Origin of the sequence: Litchfieldia salsa, from assembly GCF_900104555.1 — a bacterium.
GTDB classification, from domain to species: Bacteria; Bacillota; Bacilli; order Bacillales; family Bacillaceae_L; genus Litchfieldia; species Litchfieldia salsa.
On the sequence record NZ_FNJU01000021.1, the window covers coordinates 1 to 16,216 of the forward strand.

The 16,216-nt window shown below is 32.3% G+C and carries 23 protein-coding genes and 1 pseudogene; 2 read left to right on the forward strand and 22 right to left on the reverse strand.

Going from position 1 to position 16,216, the window contains the following annotated elements; all coding sequences use genetic code 11:
* From BLQ56_RS21985 to BLQ56_RS21995, 3 genes and pseudogenes are all read right to left on the reverse strand, one after another.
* A pseudogene (locus BLQ56_RS21985) lies at positions 1-291 on the reverse strand (hypothetical protein); the annotation flags it as partial.
* 126 nt (positions 292-417) lie between these two features.
* The gene (locus BLQ56_RS21990; RefSeq protein ID WP_090859603.1) at positions 418-996 is read right to left on the reverse strand and encodes a hypothetical protein; all 579 of its coding nucleotides are present in this window, start codon (positions 994-996) and stop codon (positions 418-420) included.
* 101 nt (positions 997-1,097) lie between these two features.
* A complete protein-coding gene (locus tag BLQ56_RS21995; RefSeq protein WP_090859604.1) occupies positions 1,098-1,580 on the reverse strand; it encodes a hypothetical protein in 483 nt (160 codons plus the stop codon).
* A 189-nt stretch (positions 1,581-1,769) separates the two neighbouring features.
* On the opposite strand from BLQ56_RS21995, the gene BLQ56_RS22000 reads away from it, so the two are divergent.
* A complete protein-coding gene (locus BLQ56_RS22000) occupies positions 1,770-2,057 on the forward strand; it encodes a hypothetical protein (protein WP_090859606.1) in 288 nt (95 codons plus the stop codon).
* 95 nt (positions 2,058-2,152) lie between these two features.
* Here the strand turns inward: BLQ56_RS22000 and BLQ56_RS22005 are convergent, their stop codons facing one another.
* The 17 genes from BLQ56_RS22005 to BLQ56_RS22085 form a co-directional block, all read right to left on the reverse strand.
* Complete coding sequence (locus tag BLQ56_RS22005; protein ID WP_090859608.1) at positions 2,153-2,611, reverse strand: hypothetical protein; 459 nt, start codon at positions 2,609-2,611, stop codon at positions 2,153-2,155.
* Positions 2,612-2,752: 141 nt separating this feature from the next.
* On the reverse strand, positions 2,753-2,938 hold the full coding sequence (locus tag BLQ56_RS22010) for a DUF4926 domain-containing protein (RefSeq protein WP_090859610.1): 186 nt from the start codon (positions 2,936-2,938) through the stop codon (positions 2,753-2,755).
* Between the two features lie 2 nt (positions 2,939-2,940).
* Entirely contained in the window at positions 2,941-3,237 is a 297-nt protein-coding gene (locus BLQ56_RS22015) for a hypothetical protein (protein ID WP_090859611.1), read from the reverse strand.
* A 459-nt stretch (positions 3,238-3,696) separates the two neighbouring features.
* The gene (locus tag BLQ56_RS22020) at positions 3,697-3,969 is read right to left on the reverse strand and encodes a barstar family protein (RefSeq protein ID WP_090859703.1); all 273 of its coding nucleotides are present in this window, start codon (positions 3,967-3,969) and stop codon (positions 3,697-3,699) included.
* 74 nt (positions 3,970-4,043) lie between these two features.
* The gene (locus BLQ56_RS22025; RefSeq protein WP_090859612.1) at positions 4,044-4,379 is read right to left on the reverse strand and encodes a hypothetical protein; all 336 of its coding nucleotides are present in this window, start codon (positions 4,377-4,379) and stop codon (positions 4,044-4,046) included.
* Positions 4,380-4,477: 98 nt separating this feature from the next.
* Positions 4,478-5,296 carry a nucleotidyltransferase domain-containing protein gene (locus tag BLQ56_RS22030; protein WP_090859614.1) on the reverse strand — a complete coding sequence of 273 codons (819 nt, stop codon included), beginning with the start codon at positions 5,294-5,296 and terminating at the stop codon, positions 4,478-4,480.
* A 161-nt stretch (positions 5,297-5,457) separates the two neighbouring features.
* The gene (locus tag BLQ56_RS22035; protein WP_090859616.1) at positions 5,458-5,838 is read right to left on the reverse strand and encodes a hypothetical protein; all 381 of its coding nucleotides are present in this window, start codon (positions 5,836-5,838) and stop codon (positions 5,458-5,460) included.
* 126 nt (positions 5,839-5,964) lie between these two features.
* Positions 5,965-6,261, reverse strand: a complete 297-nt coding sequence (locus BLQ56_RS22040; protein ID WP_090859618.1) for a MafI2 family immunity protein — start codon at positions 6,259-6,261, stop codon at positions 5,965-5,967.
* Between the two features lie 202 nt (positions 6,262-6,463).
* A complete protein-coding gene (locus BLQ56_RS22045; protein ID WP_090859620.1) occupies positions 6,464-7,828 on the reverse strand; it encodes a DUF4179 domain-containing protein in 1,365 nt (454 codons plus the stop codon).
* On the reverse strand, positions 7,797-8,345 hold the full coding sequence (locus BLQ56_RS22050) for a sigma-70 family RNA polymerase sigma factor (RefSeq protein ID WP_090859623.1): 549 nt from the start codon (positions 8,343-8,345) through the stop codon (positions 7,797-7,799). Before BLQ56_RS22050 ends, BLQ56_RS22045 begins: the two co-directional genes overlap by 32 nt.
* A 280-nt stretch (positions 8,346-8,625) precedes the next feature.
* Complete coding sequence (locus BLQ56_RS22055; protein ID WP_090859625.1) at positions 8,626-8,997, reverse strand: hypothetical protein; 372 nt, start codon at positions 8,995-8,997, stop codon at positions 8,626-8,628.
* A gap of 96 nt (positions 8,998-9,093) precedes the next feature.
* Positions 9,094-9,336, reverse strand: a complete 243-nt coding sequence (locus tag BLQ56_RS22060) for a DUF7336 domain-containing protein (protein ID WP_090859627.1) — start codon at positions 9,334-9,336, stop codon at positions 9,094-9,096.
* Positions 9,337-9,513: 177 nt separating this feature from the next.
* The gene (locus tag BLQ56_RS22065; RefSeq protein WP_090859629.1) at positions 9,514-9,867 is read right to left on the reverse strand and encodes a hypothetical protein; all 354 of its coding nucleotides are present in this window, start codon (positions 9,865-9,867) and stop codon (positions 9,514-9,516) included.
* An 88-nt stretch (positions 9,868-9,955) separates the two neighbouring features.
* Positions 9,956-10,393, reverse strand: coding sequence for a hypothetical protein (locus tag BLQ56_RS22070; protein ID WP_090859631.1), 438 nt, complete (start codon positions 10,391-10,393; stop codon positions 9,956-9,958).
* Positions 10,394-10,664: 271 nt separating this feature from the next.
* Positions 10,665-11,930, reverse strand: a complete 1,266-nt coding sequence (locus tag BLQ56_RS22075; protein WP_090859633.1) for a YcxB family protein — start codon at positions 11,928-11,930, stop codon at positions 10,665-10,667.
* A 124-nt stretch (positions 11,931-12,054) separates the two neighbouring features.
* On the reverse strand, positions 12,055-13,083 hold the full coding sequence (locus tag BLQ56_RS22080; RefSeq protein ID WP_090859635.1) for a hypothetical protein: 1,029 nt from the start codon (positions 13,081-13,083) through the stop codon (positions 12,055-12,057).
* Positions 13,076-13,615, reverse strand: a complete 540-nt coding sequence (locus BLQ56_RS22085; protein ID WP_090859637.1) for an RNA polymerase sigma factor — start codon at positions 13,613-13,615, stop codon at positions 13,076-13,078. Before BLQ56_RS22085 ends, BLQ56_RS22080 begins: the two co-directional genes overlap by 8 nt.
* A 250-nt stretch (positions 13,616-13,865) precedes the next feature.
* Between BLQ56_RS22085 and BLQ56_RS22090 the strand changes: the two genes are divergently transcribed.
* Positions 13,866-14,747 carry a tyrosine-type recombinase/integrase gene (locus tag BLQ56_RS22090; RefSeq protein ID WP_090859639.1) on the forward strand — a complete coding sequence of 294 codons (882 nt, stop codon included), beginning with the start codon at positions 13,866-13,868 and terminating at the stop codon, positions 14,745-14,747.
* A 62-nt stretch (positions 14,748-14,809) separates the two neighbouring features.
* Here the strand turns inward: BLQ56_RS22090 and BLQ56_RS22095 are convergent, their stop codons facing one another.
* Positions 14,810-15,304 (reverse strand): hypothetical protein, encoded by a 495-nt coding sequence (locus tag BLQ56_RS22095; protein WP_090859641.1) that lies wholly within the window; start codon positions 15,302-15,304, stop codon positions 14,810-14,812.
* 219 nt (positions 15,305-15,523) lie between these two features.
* Positions 15,524-16,201 (reverse strand): hypothetical protein, encoded by a 678-nt coding sequence (locus BLQ56_RS22100; protein WP_090859643.1) that lies wholly within the window; start codon positions 16,199-16,201, stop codon positions 15,524-15,526.
* Between the last annotated feature and the right edge of the window lie 15 nt (positions 16,202-16,216).

Genomic DNA, 16,216 nt, shown 5'->3' on the forward strand with positions numbered 1-16,216 from the left:
AATAGTATCCAAATCAACAATTTCATTTTTTTCTATTGCAGAAAATACTCCCCAGATAAAATAAACTTCTTTCATATTTGCAAGTTTGTTAAGGTTTTCTCCTGTTATTAAATAATTATTGCGACAGTGACTACTATCGTCATAAATACGATAATCCATAAAGTAATCGAGGTAGTTATCAGGATAAGACCAGTCTAAATCGGTTAGCAGCCAATTATATTCTTTTTCAAGACCATTAAAGGAATTCAAAATTTCTTTTAACTCTAAAAAGTCCTCTAAAATAGTGTTCATTACCTTGCACCTCAATTTATATTTACCTTTATAATAACATTTCTTTCTTAAATTAAACTGCTCCTATAACGAAAGAAGCGACTGCTGCTTATTCAGCAATCGCCCCCGTTAGTGGAACATAGACACTTACTTTTTACCTTTTTTCTTAAAGTCATCTTTTTTATAAGTAAATGTCCCCTGTATTATCTGGCATAATTCTACTTGGTCAGCTTCCCATAATCTATATGCCTCTTCTCCAACAAAAACTCCACCTATTTTTCCTACCGACAGTTTCCGTATTAAACCTTGTAACATTTTATATACATCTTTTTCAAAAGTTGCTTGTTTAATATTCCCTAAATCATCTTCCCATTGCGTAGTAATAGCAATTCTTCCAGTATCAATTCTGTTATGGGATTGCCTTGATAATTGTAATTGAATTGCCCTTGAATTTAGGTTATCTAATGGAAAATTTTCTCCACCTTTCGCTAATTTTACGGTTCTCCATTTTACTAAGTGTGTTTCAGTTTTTGGAACAACAAAATAATGAAGGTAATCTATATCAAAACTGCTGTTCAGGGTATGAATGGGTAATTGTTTAAAAATGTCATCAACAGTGTGTTTATATAAAACTAAATCCCCTTCAAAGAGTAGTTGGACCAACTTTTCATTGTCATATTTATCAAAAATAAAACTTGTTGTATTCCCTTTTAAAAAAGAAGCCATATTTCCTCCAAAACAACAGTTTTTATAAGCTATTTTATCGCTATTCTTCTTAAACTAAACTTCTCCTATACTTGAATAAGGAAAGCCACTACATAGAATGTTTATTTTTTTATAATTTGCCATCCTAAATTTTTATTAGATGCTACTTCTCTAAACATGTATATTGGAATGTTTATTTGCTTATCCAAGAGAAGATTATTAATAACCTCCTCATCTATTTCCTCTTGTTCACTATGGAAAAGACTCATTACTTTCCCTGCGTTTATTTCTACATAGCCATAATTACCAGTTACTTCGGATAAAACGATTCCTATCACTTCGGTTTGTATGTTTACTGAAAGATCTAGAAGAAGTTTATAATCATTTACTTCTTTCGATTCAATGATTGAAATCCAACCTTTACTTACCTGTGAAACTGCTATTTTTCTATTATTTTCTATCGCTAAGATTGAATCATAAGAATTAGGTATTCCAACATCTGGTTGTGTACCAAAAGTGTCAGGTAAACTAACCAATCTTTCTTTTATATTATCAATAATATTATCTATCTTCTCCGTTTTAATAAAAGCTAGTTCGACATTCATCACTAACTCCTCTTTCCTACTTTTACTGAATTTTAGATCCTTGTTCAACTATCCTGCCCGTTACTTCAACAAGGAATGCCAGATATCTTTGTTCAGCATTCGCCCTCTTTAGCTTAATAAAACCTTTAATAAAAAATCTGCTATTTGGCAAAAATGATAATAATATAGCCTTGATAAAGGAGAAACGGAATGCTTTATGAGATTATATCTGGGATACTCCAAAGTATAGGGCAAGACAGCTCTCTAAATACTGAAAAAATCGATAAGAATATAAAACAACTACGGAAATACGAATGGTTCAATGGGTTATATGAAAGTGAAACTTACCGACATTTATTCTTCGGCAATAGGAAAGTTAGAAAATACTTACAAAGCAGTCTTACTGCAAAAAAAATGATGAGAAATCAGGAAGCACAAGAAAAGTTTAAACAATTACTTGATAAGCAAGAAAAAGATTATCAAAACGCCTTAAAATAGACCTTAACATTGGGTCTTTTTTATGTACTTACGTTTTTTAATCGCCCATAAATAGTACAAGAGTATCTCAGTTTCTTCTAAATGAAAATAATATCCTAAATAATAGCGTCTCTGTTTATTAAGGTAATTGTTGGTGGTTCAGTAGCAACTACGTCTACAATGTGGTTTAGTGCAGTAATACCATAGTGCTTAAAAGGTCCAGGATAATCATCTGATGCAATTGTACTTACATTAATAAAATCCAAATATCTTGAGCGTTTATAAATACGGAATGCCTTCCCTTCATAAACTTCATAATCATCCATTATGGAGAAACTTTCGTTTGTTATGGAATATCGAATATACCAATTGAACTCAAAACGGAGAATAGGGAGAGAGTTGTCAATATCAATAGAGTGAGTGTCTTCAATAATATTATCTCCAATTCTAATATCTTCAGATGTTTCGTTTATTCTACAACGTTCTATTGTTAGAATTAAACTGTTATCCTCAGGCTCGTATATTGAGGTCAAATATATATATCCTTGGTAAGTAAGCAATTCAGAGTATTTCACATAGCACCCTCCAAAACCATTGAAAATCTTATTTCTTTATATTACTCCAATAATACTGTATTAATCAGATGTTAATTCTTGTTCAAAAAACCTGCTCCAATAGTGAAATGAGCGTTTCTGCTTGTTCCAGAAACGCACCCGTTACTTCAATAACTCAATATCATTCTTGCTCACTGTTAATAAGTCTAATGTTTTACCCTGAGTATCTACAAATTCAACTTCAACTTCCTCTTCATTGTGAATTATCAGGATAGTTCCCAGTGTTCCAATATCAATATTAGGCGATAATGTTTTGAGACTCTTTATCACATCAAATTCTTTAAACATTTTTAATCTCCTTCAGCACCCACAACAAACTTCTTAATATCATTCTTAATAATCCCTGTTAATTCTTCTGTTTTAAATCCACCTGAATACGCTTCTATATCCTCATAGCAATTGTTTTTTGCTTCGTCTAATGTTTTAGCATATTCAAGAAAATAACCATAATTGTCAGCTTTCGAAAGGGAATAGTATCCACCTTTGAACTCGAAATTTTCTCTACCATTGATGACTACTTTATTAAAATTTAGTTCTGTAAAATATTGATTTATTTCCTTAATTACTACGTCAATATCCTCACTCATATTTATCAACCTTCTTTCAATATCTGCCTCGTTAGTTTAAGTGAAAACCTTCACAATATCATAAATCTTTATACTAAAATCATACCAGAAGATAACGAATTATTGTTCATATTTTCCACAATTATGGTAATCGTAATTGCGCAGTATTAGTCTACTGTGCAGCAAACGATCCCTGTTGTAAATGATCGGTCTTGTTCAACTAAAGCCCCGTTTGTTTAAGTACAATGGTTCACAATTTCATAATGCTTAAGTTTACTTGCTACTAATTCAGAAAGGAATAGTTATCTATATTATCCAAGATAACTATTCCCAATATAAGAAGTATAGTTGTACTGCTCCTTTTCCTAAATTGTCAGATCTAAAAACAAGTACTATTTGTTCGTGATAACTTAGTGAGCTGCTTAAATAAGCGTTAACTCTTAAAATAAGCGTTAATCCTTCTTAGATCATCACTCACCTTTATCTAAACAAGAATTTCCTTTTCTCGTCAGAATATTCTCCATTAAAATCAGTAAGACATTCTATTAAAGTATTGGCATCAGAAGGTAATTTTTCTTCTAGATTAGACCAGCCAATAAATTGTATATTCATTGGTAGATCAATAAGACCTGTTATTGCATCCCAAAAAGCATTCCAGTTCTCACCATAGAAATCAGGAAGTTCAAGGGATTCTTTTAATAATAAATGTAATTCTTTTGATGTTTTAATACTTGATACATCAATCGTTAACATCGTTTGTTCGCCACTCAAATTAAACACCTCAATAAGAATAATGCACCCTTTAGTTGAATATGAAACATAAATTTTTAGTGCCTATTCTTTGGCTTATTCCAATATTTCAGACCTTCCATTGCTCTTTCTAAGTCATCCATATCGTCATCTCCAAGTGTATTATCAAACTTTTGTGATAATATCATTCTAATTTTCGCAAGTCTTTGCGTTACTTTCCAATCATCAATGAAATGTGTTGTTTCGGAGAAATATTCACGTTCTTTTTCTTTATCCAATTTTCCATTGTCGTCAATAAATTCGGCATAGTACGAACCTTGCTTATGCAATGACCTTAATATAATCTCAACTTCTTTAAGAACCTCGATTATTTCTTCACCAGAATATGTTAGCCTTTTATTATTTTCTAACATCCTTAATTCTCCTTTAATTTGTTGGTACCGACTTTTTTTCTCCTTATATTCTGCCAATCTTGAAGGACAGCATTACCGTGTTGTCGTAATCGCTCCCGTTAGTTACACAACTCCGTTAACTCTTCATTCCAAACTTCTTTTAATGTATTTCTAAATAACAGGTCAAGTTCCATTGTTGGATCAGGAATATCTAAGTTTAATCCTTTTGTATAAGCCTCTAAATGCTCTATTTCCTTGTTTATATATTCGTTAATAATATCAACCTTTGGTTCAAGATTTAACTCTTCACCTGCTATTTTACGCTTCAATAACGTAGAAACAGACTCTTTTAATTCTCCTGGTTCCAATATATCTTCTAGTAATGCTTGAAATTCCATTGGTGGGATAGCATTATATTTCTCAATCCATTTAGCAGCTAATATTGGCCGAAGTACATAAAAGTATTTTTTTATTCTTACTTCATTTCCTTGAAGATACTCACGGAAATTTCCCTTTGCCATGTTCAAATAATGATATAGGCAAGAAGTGGGTGAAAATATATTTTTATCTAGTTCTCTCATTCTCTCTATTGTTGAATATGATTGGTAATAAACAATACTTGATTTAAGCCATTCTAATAGAGGGGTATTTGACTTTCTAAATAGCCTAAGTGCCTTTGTTAACTCCCATCCACTAAGGTCTAATAATGGATCCATCGGAATTGATATATGATCCCTAGTTGGTATTTCTATAACATCTCTTTTTTGATCAATTGATAGATACCAGTTAGGTTTATGGATATATATAAACCTAACATCATAATCACTATCTTTAGATGGGAATCCCCATGCTCTACTTCCTGATTCACAAGCGAATAATATTTTAACATCGTTATCTTGTTCTATTTGTTTTATTACTTCATTAATGTGTTCTCTCATATTAATACCTCCATCCGATTAACCAAAACCAAACCATGTTACATTCCTAAACATACTACATCTAGATTTATTCTATTTCTATCATTCATTACCCTTTTTACATAGCAAAAAAGCGTATCATTTTAGATACGCACCCCTTTAGCTGAATAGGAACTCAACGTTTAACCTTGTGGTAAAGCTTCATATTTAAGCCATTCACCACCTATATTCACAATGAGAAAATCGTTACCGATACCAAGAGAAGTAGCATATATCTCAGTACCAATTGAGAGGATCGTTGCCATTCCATTTTGAAAAGTTTCTCCTGGTGAATATTGTTCCTGTATTTCTCCAATTTTTTCTTCAGCGGTTTTTTCAACATCACCATTTGATGAAACTTTCTCATAAACACTGTCATTAAACATAAATATATCTGCATTTTCGTTGTTCTCAACAATTTCATCCGCAATACCTTGGGCTTCAGTCAACACTTTTTCTTCTCCTGTGTTACAGCCAACTATCACTATCATCGAAATACAGACAAGTAATAAAATTTTTTTCAAAATAGCCCCCCTTTCTTTTATAGACGGTAATTCCTATCAAAGGTTTCTTCTTCTACAAGCCTGATTCGTTAGTAAAAAAGGTGACTGTCCCTATTTCGCAATCGCAACCCTTTAGCATAATAAGAGTCAATCTTGTTCCCATCTTAAAAAAGCCCAAAATTGCAACATTTCCATTTTTAAAGGCTGTGTATGATTTAAATATTCTTCATTAACAACCTTAATTACGGGAAAATCAGCTATTACCTCGGTACAGGCGATACTTAATAATTCTTTTTCTTCCTCAGTTGGTTCCCCATCAAAATAACCTTTCCAGTACAACGTTTCGTTATCTAATGCTACTGTTAGTCCTCTTAATCTGTTGGGTATTGAACCTAAAAGGGAGTAATGGCAACTAATAATCATATCATTTATTGCTGAAACCATAATAAAAACCTCTATTTAACAATTGATCCTCAATAAATTATAGCATTTCAAATTCAAGTAACCTGACCCTTTACTTCAATAAAGAAAGGTACTAATCCTGCTTGGATCGTGCCAATTCTTATTCCATATTCGCCCCCAATAGTTTAAGTGTAATAATTCACAAGTAAAAGAAGGAACTTTTATGTTTTATTAAATCTTCAATTTAATTCAAATCGATTCTAACCTTTTCTAATTCAACAGGAATATTGGCACTCAATGTTCCCATATTAACTCTTATTACATAGTCATTTAAGTTAAAATCATTAATTTCACTAATATCAAATGTGCTTCTAAAGCGTAAGTCATTTTTATTAATTGCTTCGACTGAGTGTTTAATGGGCTTCTGATAAATATCTTTTTCTGACTCTTTAACTAAAGTGACATCATTACGAGCAAAATTTTCATAGAAAGAGATATGTTTCTCCATGTTATTCCCATTATTTACTTGAAAGTCAAAAGTAATGCTTTTATCTTGAACAGTAATATGTTCTATTTCAACAGCTAGTTCTTGCCTTGCAGCATTAACTTCAACAGGAGTTGCTTCATCTAACCTTATAAAATGATCAGGTTCACTTAATGCCACTTTAGGACGCACTTCTATATAACTAGTTTCTCCCTTTTTTGACTGTGGAATAATGCTTCTACCTTTAACAATAATTCTATTGTTCTCTTTAATTGTTTCTAAATCTATTCCGTCCGTGGAGATATTGATTTCCTTACCTTGGTCATCATAAGCCTCTAGTCGTACTTGATCATGTTTTCCTTCAAGTGGAAAAGTTGCTGTATAATTAATAGCGGTTGACGCTTTACCTTGGATAATTGAATCAAAATGGATATTTATTTCTGCATTCTCTTTACTTGTTCCTTTGTCCACAATTACTGTCTCAAACGGTAATTGGTTTATCGGAACATCGAACCGCCAACTACCTTCTTTTCCACCTATCCTCTTGAATTCAAGTGGGAAAGAGGTTTCTGAAGGTAAAACGTTTTTTGGATAGCTTAATTGTATATGCCCTATATAGCCATCCTCTGATTGCTCCATATATACTAATTCTTTGCTATCTGAAATACCACCCTTACCATCAAAAATTTCATAAAACCCTTGAAGACTTCCATCTTTTTCAGTTTTTACATTTCCTTTAACAGAGAAAGTGACTCCTACAACAGCTCCATCATAATAAGCACTTGTAATAGATACAGCAACACCTTTATAACTAGAGACTTGATTCAACTCTGTTATTAAATCTTGGGATTGTAAACTCCGACCTATAGCATCATTAAATACAGCATATACATTCCCTAGCAACGGTACTTCTGCCATTGCTTGCGATAAGGTAGGTGAAATGAAACTTGAGGAAATAAATATAGTTGCAGCCGCGACTGCTGGCAAAACAAACTTTCTTGATCTTTTTTTACTTTTAGATACATCATGACTAGCACGATTCTTACCAGCCGTTATGGCACTTAAGACATCATCTTTAGGCACTTCAATCTTTTCATATACTTCTTGAAATGATTTTTTCTCCATTATGGTTCATTCCTCCTAACAATTTTTTTAATCGTTCTTTCCCTCTTCTCAAATGGGTTTTTATAGTATTTTCAGGTAAGTTCATCACTTTGGCTATTTCACCTATAGGGAGATCATGAAAATAAAACAGAATTATAGCATTTTTATGATTTTCATTTAGCGTATTTATAGCCTCTAATAAATCTAAGGTTTCGGCTCTTCTCTCACTTTTTCCATCCAGAGTGAGCTCGATTACACTGTTTAAAGGTAACTCTTTTTTGCTCTTTCTTAAAATATCATACGAGCAGTTTATAAGTATTTTTGTTAGCCAAGTTAAAAAGAACGCTTCATTTTTTAATTGACTAATCGATAAAAAGGCTTTGTAAGATGTCTCTTGAACGACATCCAAGGCATCCTCTCGATTCCGAACATATAAGTAAGCAGTACGATACAATTGGTCTCCATGTATTATAAGAAGTTCCTCTAGACATTCCTTGTTTCCATTTATCGCCTTCTTAATAAGGGTAAGTTCTTGCATCAACGTGACCTCCTTTTCTGCTTATTAGAGCGAGATAGTTATGAAAAAGTTTCAACATTTTTTAAATACTATGAAAAATTCTTTTAACTAAAAAAAGAGCGTCTTATGACGGCTCTTCTAATATAACATCTATATGAAAGTTTATTTGTAGTTTAAGAAAAGCCTCCTTCTATTAACCTGCTCCTTTACTTCAACAAAGAAGGTCGAATGCCCTTGTTAAGCATTCGCACCCGTTAACGCAATAAGAGGAGACCCTCATTAGTAGCCTTTTAGCTTAATATTACTCTTTTAAGGAAATATACTTTTCATACCACTCTTTACCTGTTGACCATTCTTTTACAGGATTCTCTTCACCTAAAATTTCCACAGAAGCAGCAGCCATAATATATTCTTCTAATCCGTTCTCATCACTTTTTTCAAACTTACTTAAGAAGTGGTTAATTGCGATTTCTTTTTGTGAGACTATGTTTTCAAATTCATTTAAATGAGCTTCAATATAATCATTGGGATTTGAAGAAATTTTATTTAGAGCGTTCGAATTAACTATTGTTTCTAAGTCTCTTTCAATTTGTTGGATTATATCCATTTCTTTCTCAGCAGATGTACAAGCAGTTAATACCATTAAAACACAAAGTAAAAATATCTTTCTCATTAAATTCCACCCCTTATTTATGACTTCACTATTGATTAACCTGATCCATTAGTCAAAAAGCGTTCCTGCTGCTGTTGCAGAAACGCCCCCGTTAATTCAATAAGCATCTTCCCATTTTAGAAAGCCTTCGTCCCAGCTACTGATATTGTCAACTTCAAACTTATCTATGTGAAAGCACTCTAAAGGATGATCTTTAAAGCCTGGCAATGAATTGTATTTATCAATAACTTTCTCAGCATTTTCTTTTGTTGCAAAAACACCAATTATCTTTATTTCATCAAAGATTTCACCTTTATATTCATACTCATAGCTATGTTGTAAGAGATATACATATTTCATAGAGTTCACCCTCAATTGACTTTAATTATAGTAATTCCTTCTTAAACTATTCTGCACCTTTAGTTTAATAACTTCTATTAAAAGTGCTTTAATCCTTCTTGGATCAAAGCATCCTTTAGCACAAGAAACGACTGCTCTTATTCAGCACTTGTCCACCGTTTCTTAAAGAATCTACCACTAAAATAGTCCAGTACCTGATAATTTTAGCAATGTGTTTACTATGTATTTTTGACCAAGTTCATAATCATTAAAGACTTCATCATTGTAGATATTACCTCTCTCTCTAAAGCAGGTATACCATTTACCATCTTCCTCAAAAAAATGGAACCCATCAGTCATAGAATATCTACTCGTTGAATAATTCTGTGGGATACCATTAATTGAGACATATTCATATATTTCTTCTTTACTGACCGTAAAAACTTCAGAGTAATTATGATTTTGCATATCTTTAACTCCAAGCAATCTACATGCAAATTTTAATGGATCTCCACAGAGTAGTATCTTTATTTGTGTTTCTTTATCAACCAAAAATATCCACTCCTTATTTATAGAATTTTTTAAACTATCCTGTTAGTTAGCACAAGAAGCGACTGCTCTTATTGAACACTCGAACCCTTTAGTTTAATAAAGAAGCAGTATTAAGAGAAGCATTTAATTCATTTTCTAACTTTTGATAATCTAAACTCCAGTAATATCCATTGCTTCCCTGAACAATGTTTTCTCCCATTGTAAATAGATTACCACCATAAGTGGTGTTATCATTTATTCGGATAAGAACTTTTGTGTAATCACCAGAAGTGTTTATTGAATAGGAGTCAGAAACCTCCACTTTTGAGTGTTTTTTCACTGTTGAAATTTCCTTTGCAATCGTTAACACAGTCTCTTTATCAGTAATCAGGTAAGATGAATTTTCAGTTTGAACGATTACATCTTTAATGTCTTTTTTGGCGAGGTTAAATCCCCATATTGATATATGTGATTGCTGGTAATAAACAAAAGATAAAATTACTATTAAACTTATAGAAATTAAAATACTCCAACCCTTTTTGTTCATGAACTCGACTCTCCTTTTTATAAATACATCTTACATTATTTTAAACCCTCTTGTTCAACTCTTCTGACCCGTTAGTACAATAACTTCCAAAAAAAAACATATCTCCTTCTTATAGAAATCCCGGTAGTTAATCATTAACTGGTATTTTTTTGTTAATTGCAATATGTTCTTCCCATTTACTTTTGATGATGAAATTGTATCAATTATTCCTTCAGGATATATTGGTCTTGCTTAGATTTCATCTAGTATTTTCCAGTCAATATTATATTATTTAAGATTCATTGAGTTGTAGAGTTACTTTCTCTTCATGCATTTTTTCTTCATCTTTCCCTCGCCATTGAACAATCGCATAAACTTCTTCAATATCTTGTATGCTAACTGGGTCTCCTTGAATATTTTTATAAGATTCATGCTCCCCGTAGTATTCTCCGGTAGGTTCCTCTGATATTTCTAGTTCCTCTGGCTTAACTTCAGGATTTGCTTCTGCGATTACATAGTCGTGTAGGGGAATAGGACCTTTACCTTTAAACACAATAAAGAATTCCTTTTGAAAATGAGCTGCTTGATACATCTCTTGTCCCTTCATATACATCCGCCCTTCAAACGTTCGAAACAAAGCCGGTGTAGCTTTCACAGTATAATTTACGATTCTCCAATGCTCACTTTCGCCGCTAAAAATCCCGGTAGTTTGTTCCTTGGGCAATTCTCTTTCATAATAGAGTTTTTCAGCTTCATCAAGCAGTGTATACAATGGAAATCTATTAATAAAGATTTCATTCGTATTCGGATAATTATTCAATTGCTCATACAACTGATTTATATCATCCAATGTTACTCCTGTCCGAAGTTTTAGCCCTTCTTTCTTTAACGTCTCCACAGAATCTTCCGTACTTACTCCTAGAAACAATCCATAAATAGCTTCACGACTAGAAGACAAGGGGTCATCGGAGTCATTCCAATCCAATTTATTAATACTGGTTAAAATCAAAACAAGTATAAGAATTATTACTTGGATTCTCGGAATCACTTCTCTAATATAGGAGGGATTATGAGCTGTGAACGTTTCAATATTTTGCTTAAGGATGTTTCGAAGTTCTTCTATTGTAACGTCTCCTTGCCCCTTTTTCGGTATCTGAATACATTTCCCTTCTTTATCAAATAGAAAGAAATAATTAATATCTTCTACTACTTGAATATAGTGTTTCCAATCGAAAAATTGTCTTTTAGACAGAGATACTAACTCAACGCCAGTCTCTTTTAGAATAAGACTTCTATCCCCTAGGAAGTTGCTATTTACCCGAACTTTATCCCTTATGTAATACAAACTACGTTCCACGGTCGGGAAAACTAAGGCAGACCAAATAAATGTTCTTACGACTGAATAAAGTAATGTCTGGCCAAGAGATAATAGAAAAGTTCCACAGATTAAAATAGTATACAACCAAAAGCGTGTAGTTTTAATTTGTGGAGAATACATACGGGCCTTCTTTGATAACTCCCAGTAATCATTTGAATCTAACTTATATTGTAATTTCATCACTTAACTCCTTCTTATTTTCTGCCATCGAAATAATAAACGATTAAGTTTATTGGGAAGAGTTACTATTTATAAAGGGAATGCCTGTAAAAGATCCACTAGTTTGTTAGAAAAACATATAATTTTATCTTGGATACTCTTCTAGAACTATTTTTACGTGTTCCCCATTGGATATATAATGAGGTTCTTCTAATACTTCGACAGGTCTAGGCTTTATAATAATAAAAGAGAAGATAAAGAAATCACGGCTTATTCCAAAATAATTATCTAATTCTTGTTGGTTTCGTAAATCTTTCATACTTTGATAGGAATCTAGAAATTTTAGTAGATTATTGTATATTAAATGATCATTTTCACTTGATTTTTCTAAAGCATCTTTTAAAATTCTAATTTTGTTATCTATATCATTGATAATATTTTGCTTTACAGACGAGTCGACTTTATCCCAAGCTAACAGTGGTTTGAAGAATTCAGTTCCCTCTGCTACACTAAAGTCTCCTGTATTTAACACGTAGTTTCTGCCGATTTCATTTAAAAGATGCGATAATAACACTTGTTGGTCATACTCTAAATCTAAAAATGCATTTTCTATTTCCTTCCATTCTTTTCCGACTATATATATTGTATCTTTATGATCGTTAAATTCCCCAAAATAATCATTGATTGGTAATTTCTCAGTTAACGCTTCGAGTTTGTAAATAGATAGTGAGTCTGTAGTCTCTTGTGCAATAGCTATTTTTTCTCTAAAATCAGCATCATTATTGTATGAATACAGTAGATTTTCGTTAAACTTGTTTTTTATACCATCAGGTAATCTGCGATATTCTTGCAGAGCTTCAATGTTTGTTAACATTTCTTTAACTAAATCACTCTCCTTTTCTGGAGTTTTGATATCATTTGTTGCTTGATTATTTTCAATTCCATCTTCCACAATTTTCAAATTAAGAAGGTAAATAGTAACTATGAGGAATGAAAAACAAACACAAACAGTTACTACACGATTGAAGATTAACTGTCTTCGGTTAGAAGTGGTAAGCTGCTTCTCTACTTGAGTAATTTTTCTAATCGCTCTTTCTTTTATTACTGCATTATAAGGATTTTCTTTAAAAACCTCTTCATCTAAAGCATTTTTAAATTCTTCCTTATTATTCAAACCAATCACTCCTATTGAATTTGCTTTTGAGTAGCTTGCGTGCACGATTTAATTTTGTTTTGACAGTTGATACATTTTGATTTAAAGTTTCGGCTATTTCACTAGTAGTAAAATCCTCATAATAATATAAAATTATGATTTCTCTATATTTTATCGGTATTTCTAATACTGTACGTGTTACTCTGCTTCTCTCCGTAGAAGAAATAAATAGTTCTTCAGGTGATGATTTATCATTGTTGCCAAAGTGCCCCATAAAGTCTAGGAGTATATCTCTCTTTAAGTAATTTTTTCTTAATAAGTCTTTACTTTTGTTAACTGTAATTTTGTATATCCAAGCTTTATACGAGGATATATGAGGAAGTTTATCGGCATTTTTATATATACTTACAAAAACCTCCTGCATTACATCTTCAGCTAACCTCCAATCTTTAACATATGTATAGGCTAAATTCATCATGGGTTTCCCAAACTCATCGATTAACTCTTCTATACTTTTATCTGAAGTACCTTCTTTATTAAGTGGGATATTCACAGATTCTTCACCTTCTTAAAATAAATATCATATTAGAAAGACGTAGAAAGAAATGTATTGGATTCAACTAATTAAATTTATTTCTTTTCCGTTTGTTATGTTTGTTCCAAAAAATAGGACTTATATATAGAGTGGCTAATGATATTTTTACTTATTTGAGTATCCTGACCGTTGATTCAATAAGTCTTCATTTCGATAAAATGGTCAATATTTCCTTTGAAAATAAGTTTTATATTGAGGAGGAATTAAATTGTTATTGTCTAAAGCATGGGAAAAATATGAGTCTGATAATAGGATCGAGGGATTTTCTCCTCATACATTAAAAGCGTACCGCCTTCAAGCAACACTACTTATTCGCTATTTTAACGACATAGAGATTGCTACCCTTACAACAGAACAATTAAAATGCTACCTATCTGAATCTAGTGAACAGCTAAAAGCATCAAGCCTTGCACATAGAATCCGTTTTATGAAGTCTCTGTTTCGTTGGTCACATGAGGAAGGGCATATCCCTAAAAATCCAGCTTCAAAAATCAGAGAACCCAAAGTCGGAAAACGAATCCCTAAATTCTTAACTGAAAGAGAAATTGAGCATTTACGTGAAGCATGCTTAACATCTATGGAAAAAGCCTTATTCGAATTTATGTTCTCAACTGGGTGCCGAATTGGAGAAATTGTTTCACTTGAGAAAAATTGTATTAATTGGTCTGATCGTTCAGCTATAGTTAGAGGCAAAGGAGATAAAGAAAGAGAGGTATATTTTAATATTCGCTGCGACATTTGGCTGAGGAGATACATAGATAGCCGTACAGATAAAGACCCTGCTATCTTTGTCACAGAACGGTATCCTCATCGAATGAGCATTGCACAAATGAGGAATGTCATTAAACGGATTTCCAGTCGTGCAGGTATTAATAAGGAAATTCATCCCCACCAACTTAGGCACAGCTATGCTACCCATTTACTAAACAACGGTGCCCCACTTGAAGTAATTCAAAGTTTAATGGGGCATGAGAAGAGTGAAACAACACGTATTTATGCTCAATTAAGTGGGAGGCTTCGAAAAGAGTTTTATCAGAAATACATCCAATCATTGTTGGAGCAACACTTACTAATGTGTTGCTCTTTTTAATTCTCGCCCCCTATAGTTGAATAAGGTGAACTTTCATTTTGCCTTTATAAGTTCATATAAAATTATTCAATACCATATCCTATTTCTTCAATTTTCACCAATTTTCCGTTTCTAAATACTTCGAATTTAGTTGGTGTCATTTTATCTATCTGAATATTATAAACTAAATTCTTCTCTCCTGTGGTGTTTTCATCAGTAATATAAATCTGTAAATTCCCCCTCATTTCAACTTTTTCAATCTCTGTTTTCATTGAATCATCCTTAGAATAGATAGTAAAAACCCTTTTACCTGAATGAGCTTTAAGCCCATTCACATATACACCATCTGATATTGTATTTTCTTCTGACTTTATTGGTTTATTAGTATAGTTAGAGTCAGGGGCAAAAGGCAGCTTGATTAACTCCAGTTCATTTTCAACGTGAGTTATAATCTGTTTATTAGTTTCTTCTAACGAAATTTCAGAAGTCGGTTGAACATTACCATTTGTAATAAAAAACAAAGTTGAACAAATGACTATGAAGGCTAAATTTAAAGAAGAGATAATATTTTTCATCAAGAAGATAGTCCTCCAAAAAGATGGTATTAGTACAACTTATGTTTATCTATTCATCAGTATTCAATTAACCTTCTCTGTTAATGAAAAAGCGAATGTTCTTGTTGAACACTCGCAATCCGTTTGTTTAAGTACATTTGTTCACAATCTTACTTCGAACAGGAAAAGGGCTCTTTAGACAGTCTTTCCTGTAAAATCTCGATAGTTTTGCAAGATTTTTTATTATGTTCCTTGTATTTGAGTTTTTATAACTAAACAATCTTTGCAAAAATAATAGAAAATATTCATTTCACCTAATTGAAAATCGACAACAGAAATAAGTTTCCGTTCACCAAGGTCTTGAGTTATTGTTGCAATGTACTTCATCTCTTGGTTACAAATCGGACAGGCTAAGTCTTCAGGGACTTCATCATACAAAGGGGCACCCAAAAATCTACATAAATATTCCGAACCAAATAAATCAAAAGCCGTATCATAATTGGCTTCACTAGATGGGATATCTTCGACCTTCATTTCAATAAGTTTTACATTTGTCCTTGGAAGTGGTACAGGGAGTCTATCTTCCTCATCTTGAACCCAATCTTCTTCAATATTTTCTTGACTTATTACTTGAATGGATTTCCCTCCATTACTTAACTGAAAATATTGAGGTTCCCACACCATCGAACAGTTCAAGCAAGAAACTAACGGTAGAACGTTTAGTCCTTCAGCCTTTATTTCGGAAAGTCTTTCATCTTTTAAATCATAACAAAATATTTGATGCATTTTCTCCCCGCATAATGGACAAACAGGCAATTCACAATCTTGACCACCAAAATAGTGTTTATATACATCGTTTCCTTCTATTACCCTGTACCCTTTTATATCTTTCCAATACTTCCCATAAGGTTTCTTTTTCATATTAAATCCCCGCCT